Origin of the sequence: Novosphingobium sp., from assembly GCF_965228995.1 — a bacterium.
Lineage (GTDB): Bacteria > Pseudomonadota > Alphaproteobacteria > Sphingomonadales > Sphingomonadaceae > Novosphingobium.
The window spans coordinates 2,985,453-3,007,160 of record NZ_OZ245852.1; the positions used below are offsets into that span (position 1 = coordinate 2,985,453).

Below are 21,708 nucleotides of genomic sequence, written 5' to 3' on the forward strand. Positions count from 1 at the left end.
TCAGCATGAACGGGGTTGGGGCGAGTGCTTCGGTTTCGCGGAGTAATCGCTGGCCGGAATTCGCGGCGCAATTGTGGCATGCGCGCCCGCGTATTCGCCCTCAGTGGAAATCGCGCGATTTCGGGATCACGCGGACATTGCGCGGATGACTGCGCGCGGGCGGCGGCACGCGGCCGGGCACGGGGCGGTTGACCTCGTCGGCGCGGGCCATCGCGGGCTGCAATACGTCATCGGACAGGCGCGCCAGCCCCTCGCTTGCGTCCGTCAGGTGCTGGGCGATCACATGGATCACCTCGTCGTCGTATTCCACCCGCCCGCGCACTTCCATCAGCCGCGCGCCCATCACCACGCTGCGCTGCTTTTCCTTGAGATCGGGCCAGATCACGAGGTTGATCACGCCCGTCTCGTCCTCCAGCGTGATGAAGCACACGCCCTTGGCGCTTCCCGGCTGCTGGCGCACCAGCACCACACCCGCCACGCGGACCATCGAGCGCGCCTTGCGGTCCCTGAGATCGGCCGCTCGCACAAAGCCGCGCTCGGCCAGTTCCGCGCGCAGGAAGGCCATGGGGTGTGCCTTCAGCGAGAGCCGCTGCGTCTGGTAATCCGCGACGACTTCCTCCGAGAGCGGCATGGTGGGCAGCCGGGTCCGCGCGCGCTCCTCCCCCTCCTCGCGCGCATCGGCCGCGGCGAAAAGCGGCAGGGCATTCGCGGCAACAAGGCTGCGCGCATCCCACAGCGCCTGCCGGCGCGGCAGGCCCATGGAGCCGAAGGCATCGGCCGCCGCCAGCCGCTCGATCATCGCAGGCGAAAGCCCGGCGCGCACTTTCAGCGCCGCGACATCTTCAAACTGCCCCCCTGCCTCGCGCGCTGAAACGAGCGCGGCGGCGACGTGTTCGGGCAGACCGTCGATCTGGCGCAGGCCGAGACGGAGGGCGAATTGGGGTTCACGCGGAGGCGCGGAGGCGCGGAGAAGGGGAGAGGAAGTTCGCGCAGAGTTCGCAGAGACCGCAGAGGCGTTGCGTGCGCCGCAGGCAGAAAGTGAATTTGACGGACCATCGGGATCAAAAGCGGCTTCGCCGCCATCCCATGCATCTTTGCGATCTCTGCGATCTCTGCGCGAACCCCATCCTTCTTCTCTCCGCGCCTCCGCGCCTCCGCGTGAACCCTCTTCCAAACCCTCCAAAGTGCAGTCCCACATCGAATGATTCACATCCACCGGCAGCACCGTAACCCTGTGCTCCACCGCATCGCGCACGATCTGCGCAGGCGCATAGAAGCCCATCGGCTGCGAATTGAGCAGCCCGCAGGCAAACGCCGCCGGGTAGTGACACTTCAGCCAGGACGAGACGTAGACGAGGTGCGCAAAGCTCGCCGCGTGGCTTTCGGGAAAGCCGTATTCGCCGAAACCGCGGATCTGGTTGAAGCAGCGCTGCGCGAAATCGCGGTCGTAGCCGCGCTGGGTCATGCGCTCGACCATCATGTCCTGCAATTCGTCGACCATGCCCCGGCGGCGGAAGGTCGCCATCGCCTTGCGCAGCCGATTGGCCTCCGCGCCCGAAAACTTCGCCGCATCGAGCGCGATCTTCATCGCCTGTTCCTGAAAGATCGGCACACCGAGCGTCCGCCCGAGGATCGAGGTGAGCTCGTCCGGCGGGCCGAAGGCGGGGCCCGGCGCGGGGATGCTGACGGCTTCCTCCCCGCGCCGCCGCCTCAGGTAGGGATGGACCATATCGCCCTGAATCGGCCCGGGCCGCACGATCGCCACCTGGATGACGAGATCGTAGAACTCGCGCGGGCGCAGGCGCGGCAGCATGTTCATCTGCGCGCGGCTTTCGACCTGGAACACCCCCAGCGAATCGCCCTTGCGCAGCATGGCGTAAGTCTCCGGGTCTTCGCGCGGCACGGTGGCGAGGGTGAGATCGCGGCCATGGTGCGCACCCAGCAGATCGAGGCACTTGCGGATGCAGGTCAGCATCCCGAGCGCGAGGACGTCGACCTTGAGGATGCCAAGCGCGTCGATATCATCCTTGTCCCATTCGATGAAGCTGCGGTCCGCCATCGCGCCATTGCCGATTGGCACGGTCTCGGTCAGCGGGCCCTGCGTGAGGATGAAGCCGCCGACATGCTGCGAGAGATGGCGCGGCATGCCAATCATCTGCTCGGTCAATTTGAGAACTCGCTTGAGGTGTGGATCGGTGAGATCGAGCCCGGCCTGCGCGACGTTCTTCTCGGCCACCTCGCTGCCCCACCCGCCCCAGACGGTGCGCGCGAGCGCGGCGGTGACGTCTTCGGTGAGGCCCATCGCCTTGCCCACCTCGCGGATCGCCATGCGCGGGCGGTAGTGGATCACCGTGGCGCAGAGCCCGGCGCGCTGGCGGCCATAGCGGCGGTAGATGTACTGGATCACTTCCTCGCGCCGCTCGTGCTCGAAATCGACGTCGATGTCGGGCGGCTCGTTGCGATCCTCGGAAATGAAGCGGTCGAACAGCAGCGCGTGGCGCGCAGGATCCACCGCGGTGATGCCAAGGCAATAGCACACCGCCGAATTGGCCGCAGAGCCGCGCCCCTGGCACAGGATTGGTGGATCCTGATTGCGCGCAAAATCAACGATATCCTTGATGGTCAGAAAGTAAGTCGCGAGGTTCAGCTTGCCGATCAGCGCCAGTTCGCGCGCCAGGGTATCGCGCACGCTGCCGGGCACGCCGGAAGGGTAGCGCCCCGCTGCACAGGTCCAGGTCTGCTCCTCCAGCCAGTCTTGCGGGGTGTGACCTTCGGGGCAGATTTCCTCAGGGTACTCGTAGCGCAGTTCATCGAGGTTGAACTGGCAGGCATCGGCAAGCTCGCGTGCGGCGGTGATGGCATGAGGCCAGCGCTCGAACAGGCGGACCATTTCATCGGGCGATTTGAGGTGTCGCTCGGCATTGGGGTGCAGCAGATGCCCGGCACGCGCCACGGTGGTCTTGTGGCGGATCGCGGTCATCACATCCTGCAAGGGCCGCCGCGCCGCTTCGTGATAGAGCACATCGTTGGTGGCGAGGAGGCCGAGGCCATGCGCCCGAGCCAGCGCATCAAGCGCAGTGATCCGCGCGATATCATCGCCGCTGTAGAGATAGCTCGCGGCGATGTGGCGCAAGCTGGGTAGCCTGTGGACAAGGTGGGGGACAAGCGCGGCAAAAGGCAGGGATAACATGCTGCTGGGGGTGGGCTGTTCGGGCGCTGCGCCTGACTCGGGCCCACCCCTGACCCCTCCCGCAAGCGGGAGGGGGACGACGTTGCTTTCGACTTCTACGGTGAATTTCTCATCCAGATCGCGCGGCGGGATCAGCACGAGGTGGACGCCCTCGGCATGCGCCGCCAGCAGCGCGAGGTCGATCTCGCACACGCCCTTGGCCTGCCATTCCCCGTCAAGCCGCGCCATGCGCCCGGCGGAGATCAGCCGGCACAGCCGCCCATAGGCAGCGCGGTCTGCGGGATAGGCGAGGAAGGCAAGGCCCTCGACAGTCTCGATCCGGCAGCCGATCACGGGCCGCACACCCAGCGCCTTCGCCTCGCCATGGATGCGCACCACGCCCGCCATCGAATTGGCGTCCGCCACCGCAATCGCATCGTAGCCAAGGCGGTGCGCGGCGAGCACGAGATCGACCGGATCGGACGCGCCGCGCAGAAACGAAAAGCAGGTCGCAAGCCCCAGTTCGACGAAGGGCGCGCGTGCCAAAGTACCGGGGGACGGCGCGCCTGAGGCGTCATCAGGCGCGACATGGCGGCGCGCCGGGGTGAGCGGCCCCTCAGGCATTCACGCACAAAGCCCCTGCAGGAACCACTCGGGCGCGCCGCCGCGGCCATCGCCGGCAAGGCCGTGGCGGTAGATCCAATAGCGGCGGCCGGTGCTGTCCTCGATGCGGTAATAGTCGCGCAGGCGCACGGTGGAACGCTCGCGCCACCATTCGGGCGCGATGCGCTCCGGCCCTTCGGCGCGCGCGATCTCGTGCACCCCGCCCCTCCAGCGGAACAGGCGGGGGAGCCCGTCGGGCGCTTCGTAGATCACCGCGATGGGCTCGGGCCGGTCGAGCAGTTTCAGCGGCCGCTCGTGGAAGGCGAAGTCTTCCTGCAGGCCCGGCAGCGGCTCCAGCGGCGGGGCCCAGCGCTGTGCGCGTTCGGGCAGGTGGCTGGCGCGCGGCACGGGGCGGCGCACTGCTCCCTCGCCCAGCCGCACGGTCAGCCGGTCGATACAGGCAGCAAGGCTGGTGCCGTGGCGCTCTGCAGCGGCATCAAGCTCGGCCTGCGCAAGCGCCAGCGGCTCGGTCCACGGTGCGCTGAGCCGGACCAGCTCGATCCCGAAGCCCGCATCGAGATCATCGAGCCGCGCCGCGAACAGGCGGCAGACATGCGCCGGATCGCGGGTGGCAGCGGCCATCTCGAGCCGCCGCACCACGACTTCGCCATCGACCTTCCACGCCGCCATCTCAAGCCGCCGCGCGCCTTCCCCCCGCGCTTCGAGCGCGCGCGCCATGTCTTCGGCAAGATCGGCGAGCACGCGGTCGAGCAGCGGGCGGTGGCGGATGGGTTCGAGCAGGCGGCGCTGCACCATGGGCTGCTCGGCGGCGACCACCGGGAGCAGCGGTTCGGGCACGCGGCCGAGCAGCTGATCGAGCCGCACAAGCGGGTTCGCGCCGGGCGAGCGGCGGTTGCGGAAGCGCCGCGCCAGCGCCTCGCGCCCGATGCCGGCAAGATCGCCCAGCCGCTTGAGGCCGAGCCGGCGCAGCAGCAGCAGCACATCGTCATCGAGCCGCAAGGCCGCGACCGGCAGTGCGGCGAGGCGGTCCATGAGATCGTCCCCGGCTTCGAGGATTGCGCCCTCCGGCTCGAAATGCGCGCCAAAATGCGCCAACGCCCAGGCCGCGCCCGCGGTCGGCGCAATCGCCGCGCGTGCCACAAGGCCGCGCCGCCGCAGCTGCGCGCGCGCGTCCGCCAGCAGCATGGCCTCCCCGCCGAACAAATGCGCCGCGCCAGTGATATCGATGATCAGGCCATCGGGCGGATCGAGCGCGCTCCACGGCCCCCAGCGCTGCGCCCAGAGCGCGAGGCTTTCGAGGAAGGCGAGATCGCCCGCCGGATCGGCCGGGCGCACGGCCAGCGCCGGGCAGAGCGTGCGGGCATCGGCCAGCATCGCGCCCATGCGCGCGCCTTGCGCAGTGCCCGCAGCGTTGACCGCCGCGATGCGGGGCCCGTGCGCCGTTTCGGCAATGAGCGCGAGCGGTGCGGCATCGCTGCCCTCGCCCGCCGCGCAGCCTTCAGCCAGCCGCCAGCGATCGAGCGCCAGGTCCGCGCACCAGATCGCCATGATCCGGCGTGCCAGAACCGGCGGGCTCGGCGGCAAGAGCGGTGTCGTCATCGCGCAAGGTCCAGTGTCCGGGTTGAAAGGTGTGGGCGCGGAACAGCTCGGCGTTCCATGTCGCGCGGCCGGGCGCCTGCGGGTTCCAGCGCGGCGGGGGCGAGGCGGTGGCGGCAGTGCGCCAGCGCATCCGCGCCGAGCCGAGATCGGTGCGCGCGTCCAGCCGCACCAGCCAGAGCGCGGTGCCATGCTTTTCCGCCGCAAGGCTGAGGCGGCGCGAGGCGGTGAAATCGAGCGCGCGGGGGTTGCCCGCGATCTCACCGATCACGAACGCGAGATCGCGGCAGCGCAGGCCTTCCTCCAGCGCGAAGAGCGCGTCTTCCGGCTTCTCGGCGGCGACATGGATCAGGCGGTGGCGCAAGTGTGGCGGGAGCCCGGGGCGATAGGGGCGGCCCGAAAGCCGCAGCGCCGCCTTGTCCTGCACCCACATCCAGGGGCGCTGATCCTCTGCATCATCGAACAGGGCATCGCGCGCAAGTGCGAGTGCCAGCCCTGCCCCGCTCGCCTCCCCGGCAGGGGCAAACACTTCGGCATGGCGGCAACCGGTGGCGATACCGGGACGCCAGCGCGCCGATTGGGCGCCGGAAAGAACGCGGGAGGCGCGGCCGCGGCGCAATCCGGCAGGCAGCGGCGGTGAGAGAACATGGACAGGGGAACAGGCTTCGATTCGGTTCATGTTCCTATTATGTTCTTATTCTCCCGTCATGCAAGCGCCTCCCCGTACCTCCTGCCCTTCCCGCCCACTGCCCTTCCATGCAAAAGGGCCGCTTCCCGGTGGGGGAAGCGGCCCTCATGTCAGCGCATCTGCCGATCAGGCGATGGGCGGCACCGACTGCGGCGGAATGTCGGTGTCCGTCTCGTGCACTTCCACCGTGCCCCGGCCGAGATGGCTGCGGCTGCGGCTGTAGGTGTAGTAAATCACCAGTCCGACCAGCGCCCAGCCGAAAAACAGGAGGATCGTCTCACGCGAGAGGCTGAAGAACAGGTAGACGCAGCCCGCGATCGAGATCGGCGCGACGAGCGTCACGGCCGGCGTGCGGAACGGGCGGTGGCGGCCCGCATCGGTCCGGCGCAGCACCAGCACCGCGATCGAAACCGCAGCAAAGGCGAACAACGTGCCCGAGTTGGAAACGTCAGCCAGCAGACCAACCGGGAAGAACGCCGCAAACAGCGCGACGAACACGCCGGTGAGGATCGTGATCACGTGCGGGGTGCGGAACTTGGGGTGAATGCGCGAGAAGAATTCGGGCAGCAGGCCATCGCGGCTCATCACGAAGAAGATGCGGGTCTGGCCGAACATCATCATCAGAATGACCGAGGGCAGCGCCAGAATGGCAGCCGCGCCGACCAGCCAGCCGACGAAGGGATAGCCAACCGAACGCAGCGTCCAGGCCAGCGCCTCCTTCGAGCAGACTACCGCATTGTCCTGGATCGCGGCGCAAGCTGCCGAGAGCGCGGGCGTGCCCGGTGAGAGCACTTCGCCTGCCGGACCGAACATCGGCTGCGCGCCAACGGTGCCGATCACACCGGCAGCGACCAGCATGTAGAACACGGTGCAGATCGCGAGGCTGCCGATGAGGCCAATCGGCATGTTCCGCTGCGGGTTCTTGGTTTCCTCCGCAGCAGTCGAGACCGCATCGAAGCCCACATAGGCGAAGAAGATCGAAGCTGCCGCACCAGAGATACCGGTGAAGCCGAGCGGCGCGAAAGGCACGAACTTGCCCGACTGGATCACCGGAAGGGTCAGCACCACGAACATCGAAAGCGCCGCGATCTTGATCGCCACCAGCACCGCGTTGACCGTGGCGCTTTCCTTGGTGCCGAGCACGAGGAGCCACGTGATCACCGCCGCGATTCCCATGGCGGGCAAATTGATCAACCCGCCGTCAAACGGCCCGCGCACGAATTCGAGCGGCACGGTGACATGGAAACTGTGCTGGATGAACCCGATCATGTAGCCCGACCAGCCGACCGAAACGGCGCCAGCGGCAATCGCGTATTCGAGGATCAGCGCCCAGCCGACCATCCAGGCGACCAGTTCGCCCATCACGGCGTAGCTGTAGGTGTAGGCCGAACCCGAAACCGGGACCATCGCCGCCATTTCAGCGTAACACAAAGCTGCCACGGCGCAGACGAAGCCGGCGATGATGAAACTCACCATCATGCCCGGGCCCGCCTTCTGCGCAGCCTCGGCCGTCAGCACGAAAATGCCGGTGCCAATGACAGCGCCGACGCCGAGCATGGTCAGTTGGAAAGCGCCGAGCGATCGGTGAAGCGATTTCTTCTCGGCAGTTGCAAGAATAGCGTCGAGTGGTTTGACGCGACCGAACATTGATATCTCCCGCCTTGGTCCGCCGCCCTGCACGCCGCGCGCCCTGATAGCGCTGGCAAGGCTGGCCGGAAACCAGGTTTGCTAATTCGATAGCTAGCGCCGCCGTGCGCAGGCGCAAAGCGCTTTTTCCCCAACCCTGTGCACCGCCACGAAACAGTCATGCACCGAAACGGACCTGCCCTTGCGGCTTTGCGGCATTGCTCTAAAAGCGCGGGTCCCGCGAAACGGAACCCGCTACAGGAGTATTGGACATGTCCACGACTTATGTCCTCGACACCGCTACCAGCCGCGCCCATCCGACCCCGGCGCCGATGAAGCGGCTCAACATTCCCGGAATCCGCCAGCGCAAGGTGGATGGGGTGACCGAGCAGCCGGTGGTGATGCTGACGGCCTATACCGCGCGCCAGGCGCAGTTGCTCGATGCGCATTGCGACCTTCTGCTGGTGGGGGATTCGCTTGGCCAGGTGATCTATGGCCTGCCCTCTAGCGTCCCTGTCACGCTCGACATGATGTGCGCGCATGGCGCCGCGGTGGTGCGCGGCTCGTACCATGCAGCGGTCGTGGTCGACATGCCCTTCGGCGCCTATGAGCAATCACCCCAGCAGGCCTTCGAGAGCGCATCGCGCCTGCTCAAGGAAACCGGCTGCGATGCGGTGAAGCTCGAAGGCGGGGTCGCGATGGCGGAAACCGTAGCGTTTCTGGTCGCGCGCGGCATTCCGGTAATGGGCCATGTCGGCCTCACCCCGCAGGCGGTCAACGTGCTCGGCGGATACAACGCACGCGGGCGCAGCGCGGCGGAAGCCGAAAAGATCATCGGCGATGCCCGTGCAATTGCCGAGGCCGGGGCCTTTTCCATCGTCGTCGAAGGCGTGGTCGAACCGCTGGCCATCGCGATCACGCAGGCCGTCCCCTGCCCCACCATCGGCATCGGCGCTTCGGCGCAGTGCGACGGGCAAGTGCTGGTGACCGACGACATGCTCGGCATGTTCGAGCGCACGCCGCGCTTCGTGAAGATCTACGAGCACCTTGCCGAGACGATCTCCACCGCCGCCGCGGCCTATGCCGCCGAAGTGCGCGCACGCACCTTTCCGGGGGTGGAACAGACGTACCAGCCGAAGTAAGGACTTCGCCAGCCGCAAGCGTTGCGGCCATGACGGGACCCACGCTTGCTCAGGAACTTCGGCGGCTCGATCGCCTTCACGCTTGTCTGCCTGCTTCTGGCAGCCGCTTATGGCTGGATCCAGACGGCCTCCGTGCCTGCCACGCTGGCGATGCTGTGGATCGTGGTGATGCTCTCGGTGCTCGAGATATCGCTCTCATTCGACAATGCGGTGGTCAACGCCGTGGTGCTGGGCGAGATGGACGAGGTGTGGCAGCGCCGCTTCCTCACCTGGGGCATGGTGATCGCGGTGTTCGGCATGCGCATCGTGTTTCCGGTGGCGATCGTGGCGATCGCATCGGGGATCGGGCCGATCGAGGCCGTCCGCATCTCGCTGACCGAGCCTAAGCGCTACGAAGAAATAGTCTCCGGCGCGCATGTCGGCATTGCCGGTTTCGGCGGTGCGTTCCTCGCCATGGTCGGCCTTTCGTTTTTCTTCGACGGGGAGAAAGACGTCCACTGGATCACCTGGATCGAAACACGGCTGGCCCGCTTTGCCGATATCAAGGCGGCTGAAATCGCGATCCTGCTGGTTGCGGTCTACGGCATATCGCTGCTGCTGCCCCCGGCCGAGGCGCTGACGTTCCTTGGCGCGAGCGCGCTCGGCATCGTCACCTTCATTGCCGTCGAGGCGGTCGGCACTATCCTCGAAATGCGCGAGGCCGCGCAGAAGGCGGCGGGGCAGATGGTGCGCTCAGGGCTTGCGGGGTTCCTCTATCTCAACGTGCTCGATGCCTCGTTCAGCTTCGACGGGGTGATCGGGGCCTTCGCGCTCTCCAACAACATGGTGGTCATCGCGCTTGGCCTGTCCATCGGGGCGATGTTCGTGCGCTCGCTCACGCTGCTGCTGGTCAAGCAGGGGACGCTGGCGGAATACCGCTACCTCGAGCACGGGGCCTTCTGGGCCATCGTTGCGCTGGCCGCGATCATGCTGATCTCGGCCCACGTGGAGATCCCCGAGACCGTGACCGGCCTGATCGGTGCGGTGCTGATCGGACTCTCGCTGTGGTGGTCGGTCCGCCACAACCGCCGCTTCCCCGATGGCGAAATCGAGGACGCGCTGCGGGCGGAGTAGAACAAGAAAGGCGGGTTCGCGCAGAGCTCGCAGAGACCGCAGAGATGTAGCGCCGCGGCGAAGCCGCTTTCTTCATCCGCCCCAAAGTGCCAGGCCACGAATGCCTGCGGCGCAGAGCCTCTCTGCGGTCTCTGCGAGCTCTGTGCGAACCCCCTGCTTCCCTCTTTGCGCCTCTGCGCCTCTGCACGAACCAATCAATCCAGCGGCTCGGACGCCAGCTTGGGCGCAGGCGCAGGCGTGCCGAGGAAGCGCGGGGCGGGTGCGGGCATAGTCATGCCGCCATCCTCCACGAACATGCCGCGCTCGGCGTTGTGCGGGTGGTGCGGCGCTTCCTTGAGGCTGAGCACCGGTGCAAAGCAGATGTCCGTGCCTTCCATGATCGCTTCCCACTCGCTGCGGGTCTTCGTCGCGATCATTGCCGCGACTTTGGCCTTGAGCGCGGGCCACGCGGACTGGTCATGCTGCGCGGCGAAGGCAGGATCGGCGCCAAGGCCGCTCTTTTCCATCAGCAGCGCATAGAACTGCGGCTCGATGGAACCGAGCGCGATCCACTTGCCGTCGCTCGTCTCGTAGGTGTCGTAGAAATGGGCGCCGCCATCGAGCAGGTTGACCCCGCGTTCGTCCTTCCATTGGCCATTGCCGAAGAACGTCCAGGTCATCGCCGATAGGATCGCTGCGCCATCGACCATGGCGCAATCGATCACCTGGCCCTTGCTGGTACGCTGCGCCGAAAGCACCGCGGCGAGCACGCCGAACGCCATCATCATCCCGCCGCCGCCGAAATCGCCCACGGCATTGACCGGAAACTGCGGCTTGCCGCCGGCCTGCCCATACGTGTGCAGCGCGCCGGCCAGCGCGATGTAGTTGATGTCATGCCCAGCAAGCGGTGCCATCGGGCCTTCCTGGCCCCAGCCCGTCATGCGCCCGTAGACGAGGCGCGGATTGTCAGCGAGCAGCACATCGGGCCCCAGCCCGAGCCGCTCCATCACGCCCGGGCGGTAGCCTTCGATGATGGCATCGGCTTCCTTCACCAGCTCGCGGATGCGCGCGATGGCGGCAGGATCCTTGAGATCGAGTTCGATCCGCACACGGTTGCGGTTGAGGATATCACGGTTACCCTGATCGCCGACCCGCGCGCCCTTGCTCGGCCTGTCAATGCGGATCACGCGCGCGCCGTGATCGGCCAGCATCATGCATGCGAAGGGCCCCGGTCCGATCCCGGCGAACTCGAGAACCGTCAAACCTTCCAGCGCACCAGCCATCACTCACCCCGATTGTTTTAACCGATCAATTGAAAATCGGTTTGCCGCGCGATTGCGCCGCTGTCGAGACTTATTGCGCAGGTGAAGGCTGTCCGCGCGCGGCCAAGGCCCGCGAAACCGCGCCATAGGCATCGCGGTTCGGTCCGCTGGCCCATGCTGCGGCGAGGAGCTTCATGGCGACAAGGCTCTGCGGGTTCTGCGCTAGAAAACGTGAGGTCATCGCATCGGCATCAGCGGTGCGGCCAAGCGCGCGCAGCGCCGCGTCCATTCGCCGCAGCACCGGCTCGTTGAAGCGGATGGCCGCGCCGTTCTGGTAGTCGGCGAGCGCCCCCGCCGCCTCGCCGCGCAAGATACGCACATCGCCCGCCAGCAAATGCGCTTCGGCCGCGCCCGGATTGGCATCGCGCAGCCGGTCGGCTGCGGCCTGCGCCTCGTCCTTGCGCCCTTCTTTGAGCAGCGCGCGGATATAGGGCACGGCCGTCTGGGCCTGGTTCGGAGCATCGGCATAGGCCCCCGCGAGCACGGAAGTGCCGAATTCCGTCGCAAGCGGCGCGGGCCCATGCGCCACCGGGTGTTCAGCCCTTGCCAGGAGGGCTGCGGCACGGGCCTTGTTGCCCATGCGCCGCCAGCTAGCGCCGACAAGCCGCAGCGTGTAGGGCGCGGCCCAGGGCTGTGCCGCATCGCCATCGAAGCGCTCGGTGATCAGCGGATCGCTGCCTTGCCGGGCCAGCGCGCGCAGCAGCATCTGCCGCGCCTCGAGGTTATCGGGCTGCATCCGCACCAGCCGGTCGAACTGCTCGACAGCGACGTTGATATTCCCCGCGCGGTACTCGAGCACGCCCGTCAACAGAACTGCCGCGGGCATGTCGCGAAAGGCGGTGCCGGTGCGCTGGAGGATCGTGCGGGCGAGATCGGTTTCCCCGGCGCGCGCGGCAAGCACCGCCTGCAGGAACGCGGGGCGCGGGTTCTTCGGATCGACTTGCGCCAGCTTGCGGCACACGATCAGCATCGCGCGGTAATCGCCCATGTCACCCAGCGTCGCGGCATATTCGCCAAGCAGCGCGGGATCGTCGGGCCGCACCTTGAGCCCCGCCTCGAACCACGGCAGCGCGGCGGCAAGGCCATATTGCTCGCGGATCAGCAGGCCCCGGAACGCCAGCGCACGGGCATTCTTCGGATCGAGCGCGACGGCGCGGTCCGCGGCCTCGATGGACTGCAACTGCTCCCCGCCCGAAAAGCGCAGCGAGGCAATCGCGACCCACAAATCGGAATCGCGCGGATTGGCCTTCAGCGCCGTATCGAAAGCGTTCGCCGCGCTGCGCAGATCGCCGCCTGCCAGCGCGATCTGGCCGCGAACGCGCCAGCCAAGCGCCTCGGTACCGGGCGCGAACGCCCCGCCTTCGAGAACCTTGCGCGCCTCGGCGCGGTCGCCCTCCGCCATCAGCGCCTCGCCCAGATGCGCGCGCAGTGCATCCTCACTGGCACCGCCCTTGATCGCGCTGCGCAGCATGACTTCCGCTGAGACCGGATCGCGCCGCTCGATTGCCGCCTGCGCCTTGGCGCGCACGTCATCGAGCCGCGAGGCCCCCGCCGCCGGCCCGGCCAGCGCGAGGACAGCCAGCGCCGGAAGGGCCAGCAAAAGGGCAGCCTTGCGCTTAATGCTGAAGGTCGTACTGCTTGAGGAGGTCATAAAGCGTCGGCCGGCTGATCCCCAGCAGGCGTGCCGTGCTGGAGATGTTCCCCTCGCTCCGCGCAAGCGCATGGCGGATCATCTTGCGGTCGGTCGCCTCGCGCGCGGACTTGAGGTTGAGCGGATTGGCCTCGTCCTCGCCCGGTTCGGCAAGATCGAGATCGGCGGCGGTCACCAGCTTGGCATCGGCCATGATCACCGCGCGCTTCACCCGGTTTTCAAGCTCGCGCACGTTGCCGGGCCAGGTCCAGGCATCGATCGCGGCCAGCGCGTCCGGGGCAAAGCCCTTGACCGAGGGGTTCATCTCGGCGGCAAACCGCGTGAGGAAAACCTTCGCCAGCAGCGCCGCATCGCCCGGCCGTTCGGCAAGGCTCGGGATGCGCACGACGATCTCGGCAAGGCGGTAGAACAAATCCTCACGGAACCGCCCATCGGTGATCATCGCCTCAAGGTTCTGGTGCGTTGCGCAGACGATGCGGGTATCGACCTCGATCGAGCGGCGCCCACCGATGCGTTCGATGGTGCGCTCCTGCAGAAAGCGCAGCAGCTTGACCTGCAGCGGGAACGGAATGTCACCCACTTCATCAAGGAACAGCGTGCCGCCGCTGGCCTGCTCGATCTTGCCCTCGGTGGTCTTCACAGCGCCGGTAAAAGCGCCCTTCTCGTGGCCGAACAGCTCGCTTTCGAGGAGGTTTTCCGGGATCGCCGCGCAGTTGATCGCAACAAACGCACCGTGCCGGCGCGGGCTCGCCTCGTGCAGCCCGCGTGCCAGCAGTTCCTTGCCGGTGCCGCTCGCGCCCAGCAGCATGACCGAGACATTGGTCCCCGCCACGCGCTCGATCGTGCGCGCGACTTTCACCATCTCGGGCGCGCCGGTGATCAGGCGGCCGAGCACCCTGTTGCCTTCCGGCGCCCGCTCGGCGAGCTGACGGTTCTCCGTCTCGATCCGATGGAGGTGCAGAGCGCGCCGCACGATGAGGCCCAGCGCATCGATATCGACCGGCTTGGCGTAGAAATCATAAGCACCCTGGCTGATCGCCCGCAGCGCGCTTTCGCGTGCGCCGTGGCCGCTGGCGACGATCACCTTGGTATCGGGCTTCAGGGCCATGATCGCATCAAGCACGGCAAAGCCCTCGCTCGTCCCGTCGGGATCGGGCGGCAGGCCAAGATCGAGCGTGACGACAGCCGGCTCCTCCGAGCGCAGCAAGGCCAGCGCGGTCTGCCGGTCGCCCGCGATGAGCACCTCGAAGTCCTCGTAGGCCCACTTCAGCTGGGCCTGCAGACCCGGGTCATCCTCAACGATGAGGAGCTTGGGCAGCGCCTTCGTTGGCGCTGGAGGCCGGTCCTGGATCATCATGCCACCTTCTTGTCATCTGACGTGCCGTCAGGATTGGTTTCGCCGGCGCCTGCCATGGCCAGCGGCAATCGCACCGCGAACCGGCTGCCGAGACCTTCGCGGCTTTCGACTTCGAGCCGGCCGTTCATCGCGCGCACCAGTTCGCGCGCCTCGAACGCGCCGATCCCGAAGCCGCCTGCCTTGGTCGAGACGAACGGCTTGAACAGCCGGTTGCGCACGAAGTCCGCGCTCATGCCGCTGCCGGTATCGGCAACCTCGATCACGCCGTTGAGGCCATCGAACCGGGCCTGGAGGAAAACCGCCATGCCGGGCTGGCTCGCATCGATCGCGTTCTGCACGAGATGCGCGAGGACTTGCTCCAGCGTCTCGCGGCTCGCCATCACGAGGCACGGCTGGCCCGGCGTCACATAGACCGGGCAATCTGCCCCTGCCCCGCGATAGCGCGCCGCAACCGCTTCGATCACACCGGCGGCATCGATAGCCTCGATCCGCTGCACCCCGCCCGCGCCATAGCGCGAAAGCCGCGCGAGCAGCGCATTGAGCTTGTCTGCCGCGTTGGTCAGCGTCACCAGCATGTCCTTGCGAAACGCGGGATTGTCGGCGTGCCGTTCGGCATTGCGGGCGAGCAGCGCCAGCTGGCTCGCAAGGTTCTTGATATCGTGCATCACGAACGCGATGCGGCGGTTGAACTCGTCGAACCGGCTCGCCTCGAGCAGCGCGCTCTGCCCGTTGTGTTCGGCGATATAGCTGGCGAGCTGCTGCCCCACCACGCGCAGAAGGTCGAAGTCCTCCCAATCGAGCTTGCGCGCCAGCGGAGGCCGGCCCAGCACGACAAGGCCGACGAGCCGGTCGAAGTGCAGCAGGGGCACCAGCGCCCAAGCGCCGTGTTCTTCCAGCAGCCATTGCGGCATGATTGCCGCCTCGCCTTCATGGTCGGTTCCGGCGCGCACTTCGTCGAGATCGGCGATAAACCCGCGCCGCTCGAAAAACTGTGCAGCAGCCAGCGGCATTGCCTCGGCAGGCACTTCGATCGTCGGCCACTGCCAGCGCGCAGCGAGCACGAGATCGCCCCCTTCGCCCGGGATCAGCATGATCCCGCTGGCGCTGTCGGTGATATCGGCCAGTGCCTGCACCACACGCGCATGGAGCGGCGAAGCGCCCGGCCCGCCGCGGCCGATGGTGCGAGTAAAGCGCAGCCACTCGGCGCGGTAGTCATAGCGGTGCTGGAAGAAATGCTTGGCGAGCATCACGTTGAGCCAGCCGCGCAGACGCCCCGAAGGGACCAGCGCGAGGATCACCACCGTCGTCGCGAAAGCAAAGCCCAATTGCGCCAGCTGGCTGACATTGCCGCCAAGCCAGGCAACCGATTGCGCCGCCGCAACCATCAGGATCAGATAGCCACCGATCACCAGCAACGAGAGCGACTGGAACGCGACCGAACGGCTGGGCGAAAAGCGCAGCGCCGATCCGCCGCGCACGGCGCCCACCGAAACGAGCAGGAGGGCCGCCAGCTGCACAAGGCCGCGCAGCGCCACCATTTCCTGCGGGATCATCCGGCCAAGATAGGCGATCGTGTAGAGATTGAGGTCGTACCCCCACATCAGCGCGAGCGCGAGTGCGGTCCAGCGCACGGCGTCCCGCTGTCCGCTTATGGCGCCCACATAGAGGTTGTGAACCAGCACCAGCGCGCCGGTCGTCAGGAGCAGGCGGAACATCACCGATAGCTGGAAGATCATCGCCGTGGCGGGCTGGTTTCCGGCAAAGCGGATCGCCATCACCAGCAGCACGATCTGGAACAGCTCGACCATCGCGAGCACCGCCAGCACCGGGCGCACCTGCACCACGCTGGTATGCCGGTTGTCGCGCGCAAACAGCGAATAGACCACCGTCAGCCAGCAGAGGTTGCGCAGCAGCTCGAACACTTGCGTGATCGCGGCGTTGGGTCCGAACGAGGAGTTGAGCAAAGTCCACGCCGTCGTCAGCGCAAGGGCCGCGATCAGCGCGCGGCCGTTTTCCTTGCGCCGCCGCCGCCGATCCGCCAGCCACACTGTCAGCAACATCGCCGCGAAAGCCGCGACGAGGTAGCTCCACTGGCTGAGGCCGGTCCATCCAAGCGGACTGTGCATGGGCGCGCCCCTGCTACCGCTCAGCGCGCACCCTCGTTCCAGAGCACCACGCGCAGCGTCTGGAGGAGGATCAGCAGGTCGAGGAACGGACTGTAATTCTTGGCGTAGTAGAGATCGAACTCGAGCTTGTGCCGCGAATCCTCGATCGAGGCGCCATAGGGATAGTTGATCTGCGCCCAGCCGGTGATGCCCGGCTTCACCATGTGGCGCTCGGCATAGTAGGGCAGCTTGTCCTCGAGGTCGGAGACGAATTCCGGCCGTTCCGGACGGGGGCCGACAAAGCTCATCTCGCCCTTCAGCACCGTCCAGGCCTGCGGCAGCTCGTCAATCCGCAGCTTGCGGATCAGCTTGCCCACGCGGGTCACGCGCGGGTCGTCCTTGGCCGCCCACTGCGCGCCGCCCTTTTCGGCATCGGTGCGCATGGAGCGCAGCTTGATGAGGCTGAAGGGCTGGCCATAAAGGCCGACACGGGTCTGGCGGAAGAACGCCGGGCCGCGACTGTCGATCTTCACCAGCAGCGCGAACACCGCGATCACCGGCGCGGTCAGCAGCAGCAGCACGAGGCTGGCGCAAATGTCGAACACGCGCTTCATCGCGCTGGAGATCATCCGGCCCGAGGAAAATCCGTCCGAAAAGATCAGCCAGCTGGGATTGACCGTATCGAGATCGACGCGGCCCGTCTCGCGCTCCATGAAGGTCGAGAAATCGTTGACGTGGACGCCGGTCGTCTTGATCCGCAGCAAGTCCTTCAGCGGCAGCGCATTACGCCGCTCTTCCAGCGCGAGCACGACTTCGCTGACCCCGAGGTTCTCGACATAGCGGGTAAGATTGTGGATCGCAGTGCGGTTGATCGCTTCCTTGATCACCGGCGCGCTGTCGCTCATGCCGACAAAGCCGACGATGACGAAGCCCGCTTCAACCCGCTCGCCCAGCTGCCGCAGCCGCTCCGCCCGGTCCCCCGCGCCCAGCACCAGCACGCGCCGGCGGAACACCGCAGTGCCGAGCAGTCCGCCAAGCAGGATGCGGACGAACACCAGCAGCGCCATCGCGATGAACATCGCGTAGAACAGGTTGGACCGCCACAAGGTGTGCCCGGGCAGCATGAAATAGACGACCGAGAGCGCGATGATGCCAAGGCTGATCGCCACCAGCAGGCGCGCGGTGGCATAGCGCATCGAGCGCAGCGCATCCGAGCCATAGACTCCGACCGCGATCATCGCGGTCTGGACCAGTACCGCAAAGATCAGCAGCGGCATCCAGCGGTCCACCACGACGCCGCCATCGATGCCGATCTGATGCGCTCGCACCATCCAGCCCAGCTCGCCCGCTGCAATCAGCAGGACGAAATCGAGGAGCGCGAGCAGGAACACCGCGTTCGGAATATAGAGCTTGAACAGGCGGATCATGATGCCGCAATCATCCGTCTATGCGGTCCGGAGCGGACCTTCTCGCGCCGTTCTAGGCTCAGAGGGGTAAAGCGTCGGTAAATCTGACACCCTGTTTCGGCGTGTTAACCTTTGCCTATCCCGATTTTTCGCCGTGCTGGCGCTGCTGGGGACGCAAAATGTCGGCCCGCCTTACAGCAATGACTTATGCATGCACTGCACTGGCGAAGCGCCGCGTTCGCTGTCATGGTACGCCTTATGCGTGAGAAGGAACTGCGGCTGGCTCTGATCTGCTACGGCGGGATCAGCCTTGCAGTCTACATGCACGGCGTGACCAAGGAGATCTGGTACGCCACGCGCGCCAGCCGCGCGTTTCATGAGGAGGCGCCCTCCAGCACCGGCGCCGAGGCCGTCTATCGGCGCCTGCTCGAAACGATCGCACACACCCGCGATCTCAGGCTGCGGATCCTTCCCGATATCATCTCGGGGGCCAGCGCTGGCGGGATCAACGGCGTGTTCCTCGCGCAGGCGCTGGCGAGCGGGCAGAGCCTCGAGCCGCTCACCACGCTGTGGCTGGAGCGGGCCGATGTCGAAGTCCTGCTCGATCCCGATGCGCGGCCCTGGAGCCGCTTTGCCAAGTTCTGGGCGCAGCCGCTGGTGTGGTTCCTGCTGAAGCGCCCGGGCAATGTCGTCAGCCGCACGGTCGCCTCGGCCAGCACGCGCAAGGAAGTGCGCTTCAAGCTCTCCCACCTCATCCGCGCGCGCTGGTTCGCGCCGCCGTTCAGCGGGATAGGTTTTTCGCATCTCCTTGCCGAAGCGCTTGATGCCATGGCGCAAACCGGCGGCACTGCCGCGCCGCTGCTTCCTCCCGGCCACCCGCTAGACCTTCTCGTCACCGCCACCGATTTCAACGGTCATCTCGAAGACCTGATGCTCAACAGCCCGCCGGTGGTTGAGGAAAGCGAGCACCGGCTCGCTATCGGCTTTCGCCGCAACGCCGCCCAGGGTGCGGGGGAGGATCTTGCCGAGCGCGCCGAACTCGTCTTCGCGGCGCGGTCCACCGCGAGCTTTCCCGGCGCTTTCCCGCCGCTCATGCTCGCGGAAATGGACCAGCTCACCGCCCAGCGCGGGCTTGCCTGGCATGGGCGCGAGGCGTTTCTCAAGCGCGTGATGCCCAGCCGCTGGAAGCGCGGGCAACTGGCGGATGTCGCGCTGGTCGATGGGGCGGTGCTCGTCAATCGGCCCTTTGCACCCGCCATGGCCGTCCTGCGTGATCGGCCCGCCCAGCGCGAGGTCGATCGCCGCTTCGTCTATATCGACCCCAGCCCCGCCCACCTCGCAATGCCCGATCACATGGAGCGCACGGTCGGCTTCTTCTCGGCGATCTTCGGCTCGCTCTCCTCGATCCCGCGCGAGCAGCCGATCCGCGACAACCTCGAGGCACTCGAAGCCCAATCGCGCGAGCGGGCGCGCCTCAGGATGATTGTCGACACCCTGCGCGGCGAGATCGACACTGCCGTGGAGCGATTGTTCGGCTATACCTTCTTCTTCGATCATCCGAACCAGAAGCGCCTCACCGCATGGCGCGCCAAGGCGCAGCAGGCCGCGGCCGAGCAGGCAGGCTTCGCGTTCCACGGCTATGCGCAGGTCAAGCTTGCCGGGGTTGTCACTGCACTGGCGCAAGTGATCGAGGAAGCGATGATCGAGGCACCCCCGCGCGGCGCGGTCGAGGCCGAGCTCTGGGCGCACCTCGCAACGCTTGGCTTCGACCGGCTGGCACAAGAAAGAGGCGGCGCAACCGCGGCGGCCATCGCCTTCTTCCGGGCGCACGATCTGGGTTTCCGCATTCGCCGCCTCAAGCTGCTCGCCCGCCGGCTCACGCAGGACTGGGACGATGCCGAAGGGATCAGCCCGGCCGAGCGCGAAGCCGCCCGCGCCGTAGTCTACCACGCGCAGGCGCTTTATCAGGCGAAGCAGACCGCCGCCGGGCTGGGCGAGGATTTCGCGGCGGTCGCCGCCGAAGCGCTTGCCCGCCCCGCCGATGTGCTCGCCGCCATCGCGGCCCGGCGCGATCTCACCGGCATCGACCTTGCTGTCGATGCCATGCTCGTCGAAGGCCTCGCCGCGATGAGCAAGCCGCTGCGCCGCCGCTTCCTCTACGCCTATCTCGGTTTCCCGTTCTACGATGTTGCCACCTTGCCCCTGCTCCAGGGCGAAGGCATGGGCGAGTTCGATCCCGTGAAAGTCGACCGGATCTCCCCCGAAGACGCGGTATCGATCCGCACCGGCGGCACGTATGCCTGCCTCAAGGGGGTCGAATTCTTCCATTTCGGCGCGTTCTTCGCGCGGGCCTACCGCGAGAACGACTACCTCTGGGGCCGCCTCCACGGCGCCGAACGCACGGTCGACCTCATCGCCTCCACCGCCGAACCGCCACTCCCGCCCGGCGTGATCCGCGCCTTCAAGCGCGATATGTTCCTCGCCATCCTCGCCGAGGAAAAGCCGCGCCTCACCGCCGAGGCAGGGATGGTGGATGGCGTCATCGCCGAAGTGAACGCGATGTTTGCGGGGGGATAGACAGCAAACCGCGTTGGCCCACACTGGCGCAAACCCAAACCCGCTCATGCTGAGTTTGTCGAAGCATCATACCCGGCGACCGCGCCAACACCCTTCGACAAGCTCAGGGTGAGCGGAGTTGGGAGCATGAAGATACTAGCGCACCCCCGTCGTCACCCGCGACGAGGTGAAAGGGTAGAGCGGCTGGTTCGAAAAGAACCGCAGATCACTCCGTCAGATCGTTCCAAGCATCCTTGATCCGGTCAAAAAAACCCTTTGACTGCGGGGTTTCCTCGCCCGTCTCGGTCGCCTGAAACTCGCGCAGCAGCTCGCGCTGGCGGGCCGAGAGCTTGGTCGGCGTTTCGACCTGGATCTCGATCACCAGATCGCCCGAACCGCGCCCCTGCAGCACTGGCATGCCTGCCCCGCGCTTGCGCAGCTGCTTGCCCGACTGAATGCCGGCAGGAATCTCGATCCGGTGGCGCGCGCCATCGACGCCCGGGATTTCGATCTCGCCACCCAGCGCCGCCTGGGTGAAGCTGATCGGGCAACGCGTGAGCAGCGTCGTCCCGTCGCGCTCGAACATGCGGTGGCGCTTGATGTGGAGGAAGATGTAGAGATCGCCCGGCGGCGCACCGAACGGCCCCGCCTCGCCCTTCCCGGCAAGGCGGATGCGCGTGCCGTTGTCCACACCTGCAGGAATCTGCACCTCAAGCTTCTGCTCGGCATCGACGCGGCCCTCGCCGCGGCAGCTCTTGCAGGGGCTTTCGATCACTTCGCCGCGGCCGTGGCAGGTCGGGCAGGTCCGCTCGACCATGAAGAAGCCCTGCTGCGCGCGCACTTTGCCGTGCCCGCCGCACAAGTTGCAGCGCCGCGCAGAAGTGCCCGGCGTCGCGCCGGTGCCGCCGCATGGCTGGCAGCTCTGCGCCACCTCGACCGCGATCTCGGCGGACTTGCCGTGGAACGCGTCTTCCAGCGTGATTTCCATGTCGTAGCGCAGATCGCCGCCGCGCCGCGCTTGGCTGCGCCCGCCGCCACCAAAGGCGCCGCCGAAGATCGTTTCGAAGATATCGCCCAGATCGCCGAAATCCGCGCCGCCGCCAAAGCCGCCCGAGCCGCCGCCGCCCTGCTGAAATGCGGCATGGCCATAGCGGTCGTAAGCGGCCCGCTTCTGCGGGTCCGAGAGGCATGCATAGGCCTCGTTGATCTGCTTGAACTTCGCTTCGCTGTCCTGGCACCCCGGATTCTTGTCCGGATGATACTTCATCGCCAGCTTGCGGTAGGCGGACTTCAATACCTTGTCGTCCGCAGTGCGCTCTACCTCGAGCAGTTCGTAGAAATCGATTTCAGCCGACATTGCGGTTCCCATCCCAG

The 21,708-nt window shown here is 66.8% G+C and carries 13 protein-coding genes; 3 read left to right on the plus strand and 10 right to left on the minus strand.

Going from position 1 to position 21,708, the window contains the following annotated elements; all coding sequences use genetic code 11:
• Positions 1-100: 100 nt before the first annotated feature.
• The 4 genes from ACO056_RS13610 to ACO056_RS13625 form a co-directional block, all read right to left on the minus strand.
• Positions 101-3,793: an error-prone DNA polymerase gene (locus tag ACO056_RS13610; protein WP_421847601.1), complete on the minus strand. Its 3,693-nt coding sequence runs from the start codon at positions 3,791-3,793 to the stop codon at positions 101-103.
• Entirely contained in the window at positions 3,794-5,392 is a 1,599-nt protein-coding gene (locus tag ACO056_RS13615) for a DUF6504 family protein (RefSeq protein WP_421847603.1), read from the minus strand.
• Positions 5,292-6,068, minus strand: a complete 777-nt coding sequence (locus tag ACO056_RS13620) for a hypothetical protein (protein ID WP_421847605.1) — start codon at positions 6,066-6,068, stop codon at positions 5,292-5,294. The genes ACO056_RS13615 and ACO056_RS13620 overlap by 101 nt, the downstream gene beginning before the upstream one ends.
• 135 nt (positions 6,069-6,203) lie before the next feature.
• The gene (locus ACO056_RS13625) at positions 6,204-7,724 is read right to left on the minus strand and encodes an amino acid permease (RefSeq protein ID WP_421847607.1); all 1,521 of its coding nucleotides are present in this window, start codon (positions 7,722-7,724) and stop codon (positions 6,204-6,206) included.
• A gap of 251 nt (positions 7,725-7,975) precedes the next feature.
• On the opposite strand from ACO056_RS13625, the gene panB reads away from it, so the two are divergent.
• Together panB and ACO056_RS13635 are read left to right on the plus strand one after the other, a co-directional pair.
• Positions 7,976-8,845, plus strand: coding sequence for a 3-methyl-2-oxobutanoate hydroxymethyltransferase (gene panB / locus ACO056_RS13630; RefSeq protein ID WP_421847609.1), 870 nt, complete (start codon positions 7,976-7,978; stop codon positions 8,843-8,845).
• A gap of 45 nt (positions 8,846-8,890) precedes the next feature.
• The gene (locus ACO056_RS13635) at positions 8,891-9,958 is read left to right on the plus strand and encodes a DUF475 domain-containing protein (protein ID WP_421847611.1); all 1,068 of its coding nucleotides are present in this window, start codon (positions 8,891-8,893) and stop codon (positions 9,956-9,958) included.
• A gap of 194 nt (positions 9,959-10,152) precedes the next feature.
• Here ACO056_RS13635 and ACO056_RS13640 read toward each other — a convergent pair whose 3' ends face one another.
• The 5 genes from ACO056_RS13640 to ACO056_RS13660 form a co-directional block, all read right to left on the minus strand.
• A complete protein-coding gene (locus ACO056_RS13640) occupies positions 10,153-11,220 on the minus strand; it encodes a CaiB/BaiF CoA transferase family protein (RefSeq protein WP_421847613.1) in 1,068 nt (355 codons plus the stop codon).
• A gap of 70 nt (positions 11,221-11,290) precedes the next feature.
• On the minus strand, positions 11,291-12,859 hold the full coding sequence (locus ACO056_RS13645) for a tetratricopeptide repeat protein (RefSeq protein ID WP_421847615.1): 1,569 nt from the start codon (positions 12,857-12,859) through the stop codon (positions 11,291-11,293).
• Between the two features lie 16 nt (positions 12,860-12,875).
• Positions 12,876-14,267 carry a PEP-CTERM-box response regulator transcription factor gene (gene prsR, locus ACO056_RS13650; protein WP_421847617.1) on the minus strand — a complete coding sequence of 464 codons (1,392 nt, stop codon included), beginning with the start codon at positions 14,265-14,267 and terminating at the stop codon, positions 12,876-12,878.
• Positions 14,264-16,393, minus strand: coding sequence for an XrtA/PEP-CTERM system histidine kinase PrsK (gene prsK, locus ACO056_RS13655; protein ID WP_421847619.1), 2,130 nt, complete (start codon positions 16,391-16,393; stop codon positions 14,264-14,266). Before prsK ends, prsR begins: the two co-directional genes overlap by 4 nt.
• A 20-nt stretch (positions 16,394-16,413) precedes the next feature.
• On the minus strand, positions 16,414-17,799 hold the full coding sequence (locus tag ACO056_RS13660; protein WP_421847621.1) for a TIGR03013 family XrtA/PEP-CTERM system glycosyltransferase: 1,386 nt from the start codon (positions 17,797-17,799) through the stop codon (positions 16,414-16,416).
• A 237-nt stretch (positions 17,800-18,036) separates the two neighbouring features.
• Between ACO056_RS13660 and ACO056_RS13665 the strand changes: the two genes are divergently transcribed.
• Positions 18,037-20,355, plus strand: coding sequence for a patatin-like protein (locus tag ACO056_RS13665; RefSeq protein ID WP_421847623.1), 2,319 nt, complete (start codon positions 18,037-18,039; stop codon positions 20,353-20,355).
• 205 nt (positions 20,356-20,560) lie between these two features.
• Here the strand turns inward: ACO056_RS13665 and dnaJ are convergent, their stop codons facing one another.
• Entirely contained in the window at positions 20,561-21,691 is a 1,131-nt protein-coding gene (gene dnaJ / locus ACO056_RS13670) for a molecular chaperone DnaJ (protein WP_421847625.1), read from the minus strand.
• Positions 21,692-21,708: the final 17 nt, after the last annotated feature.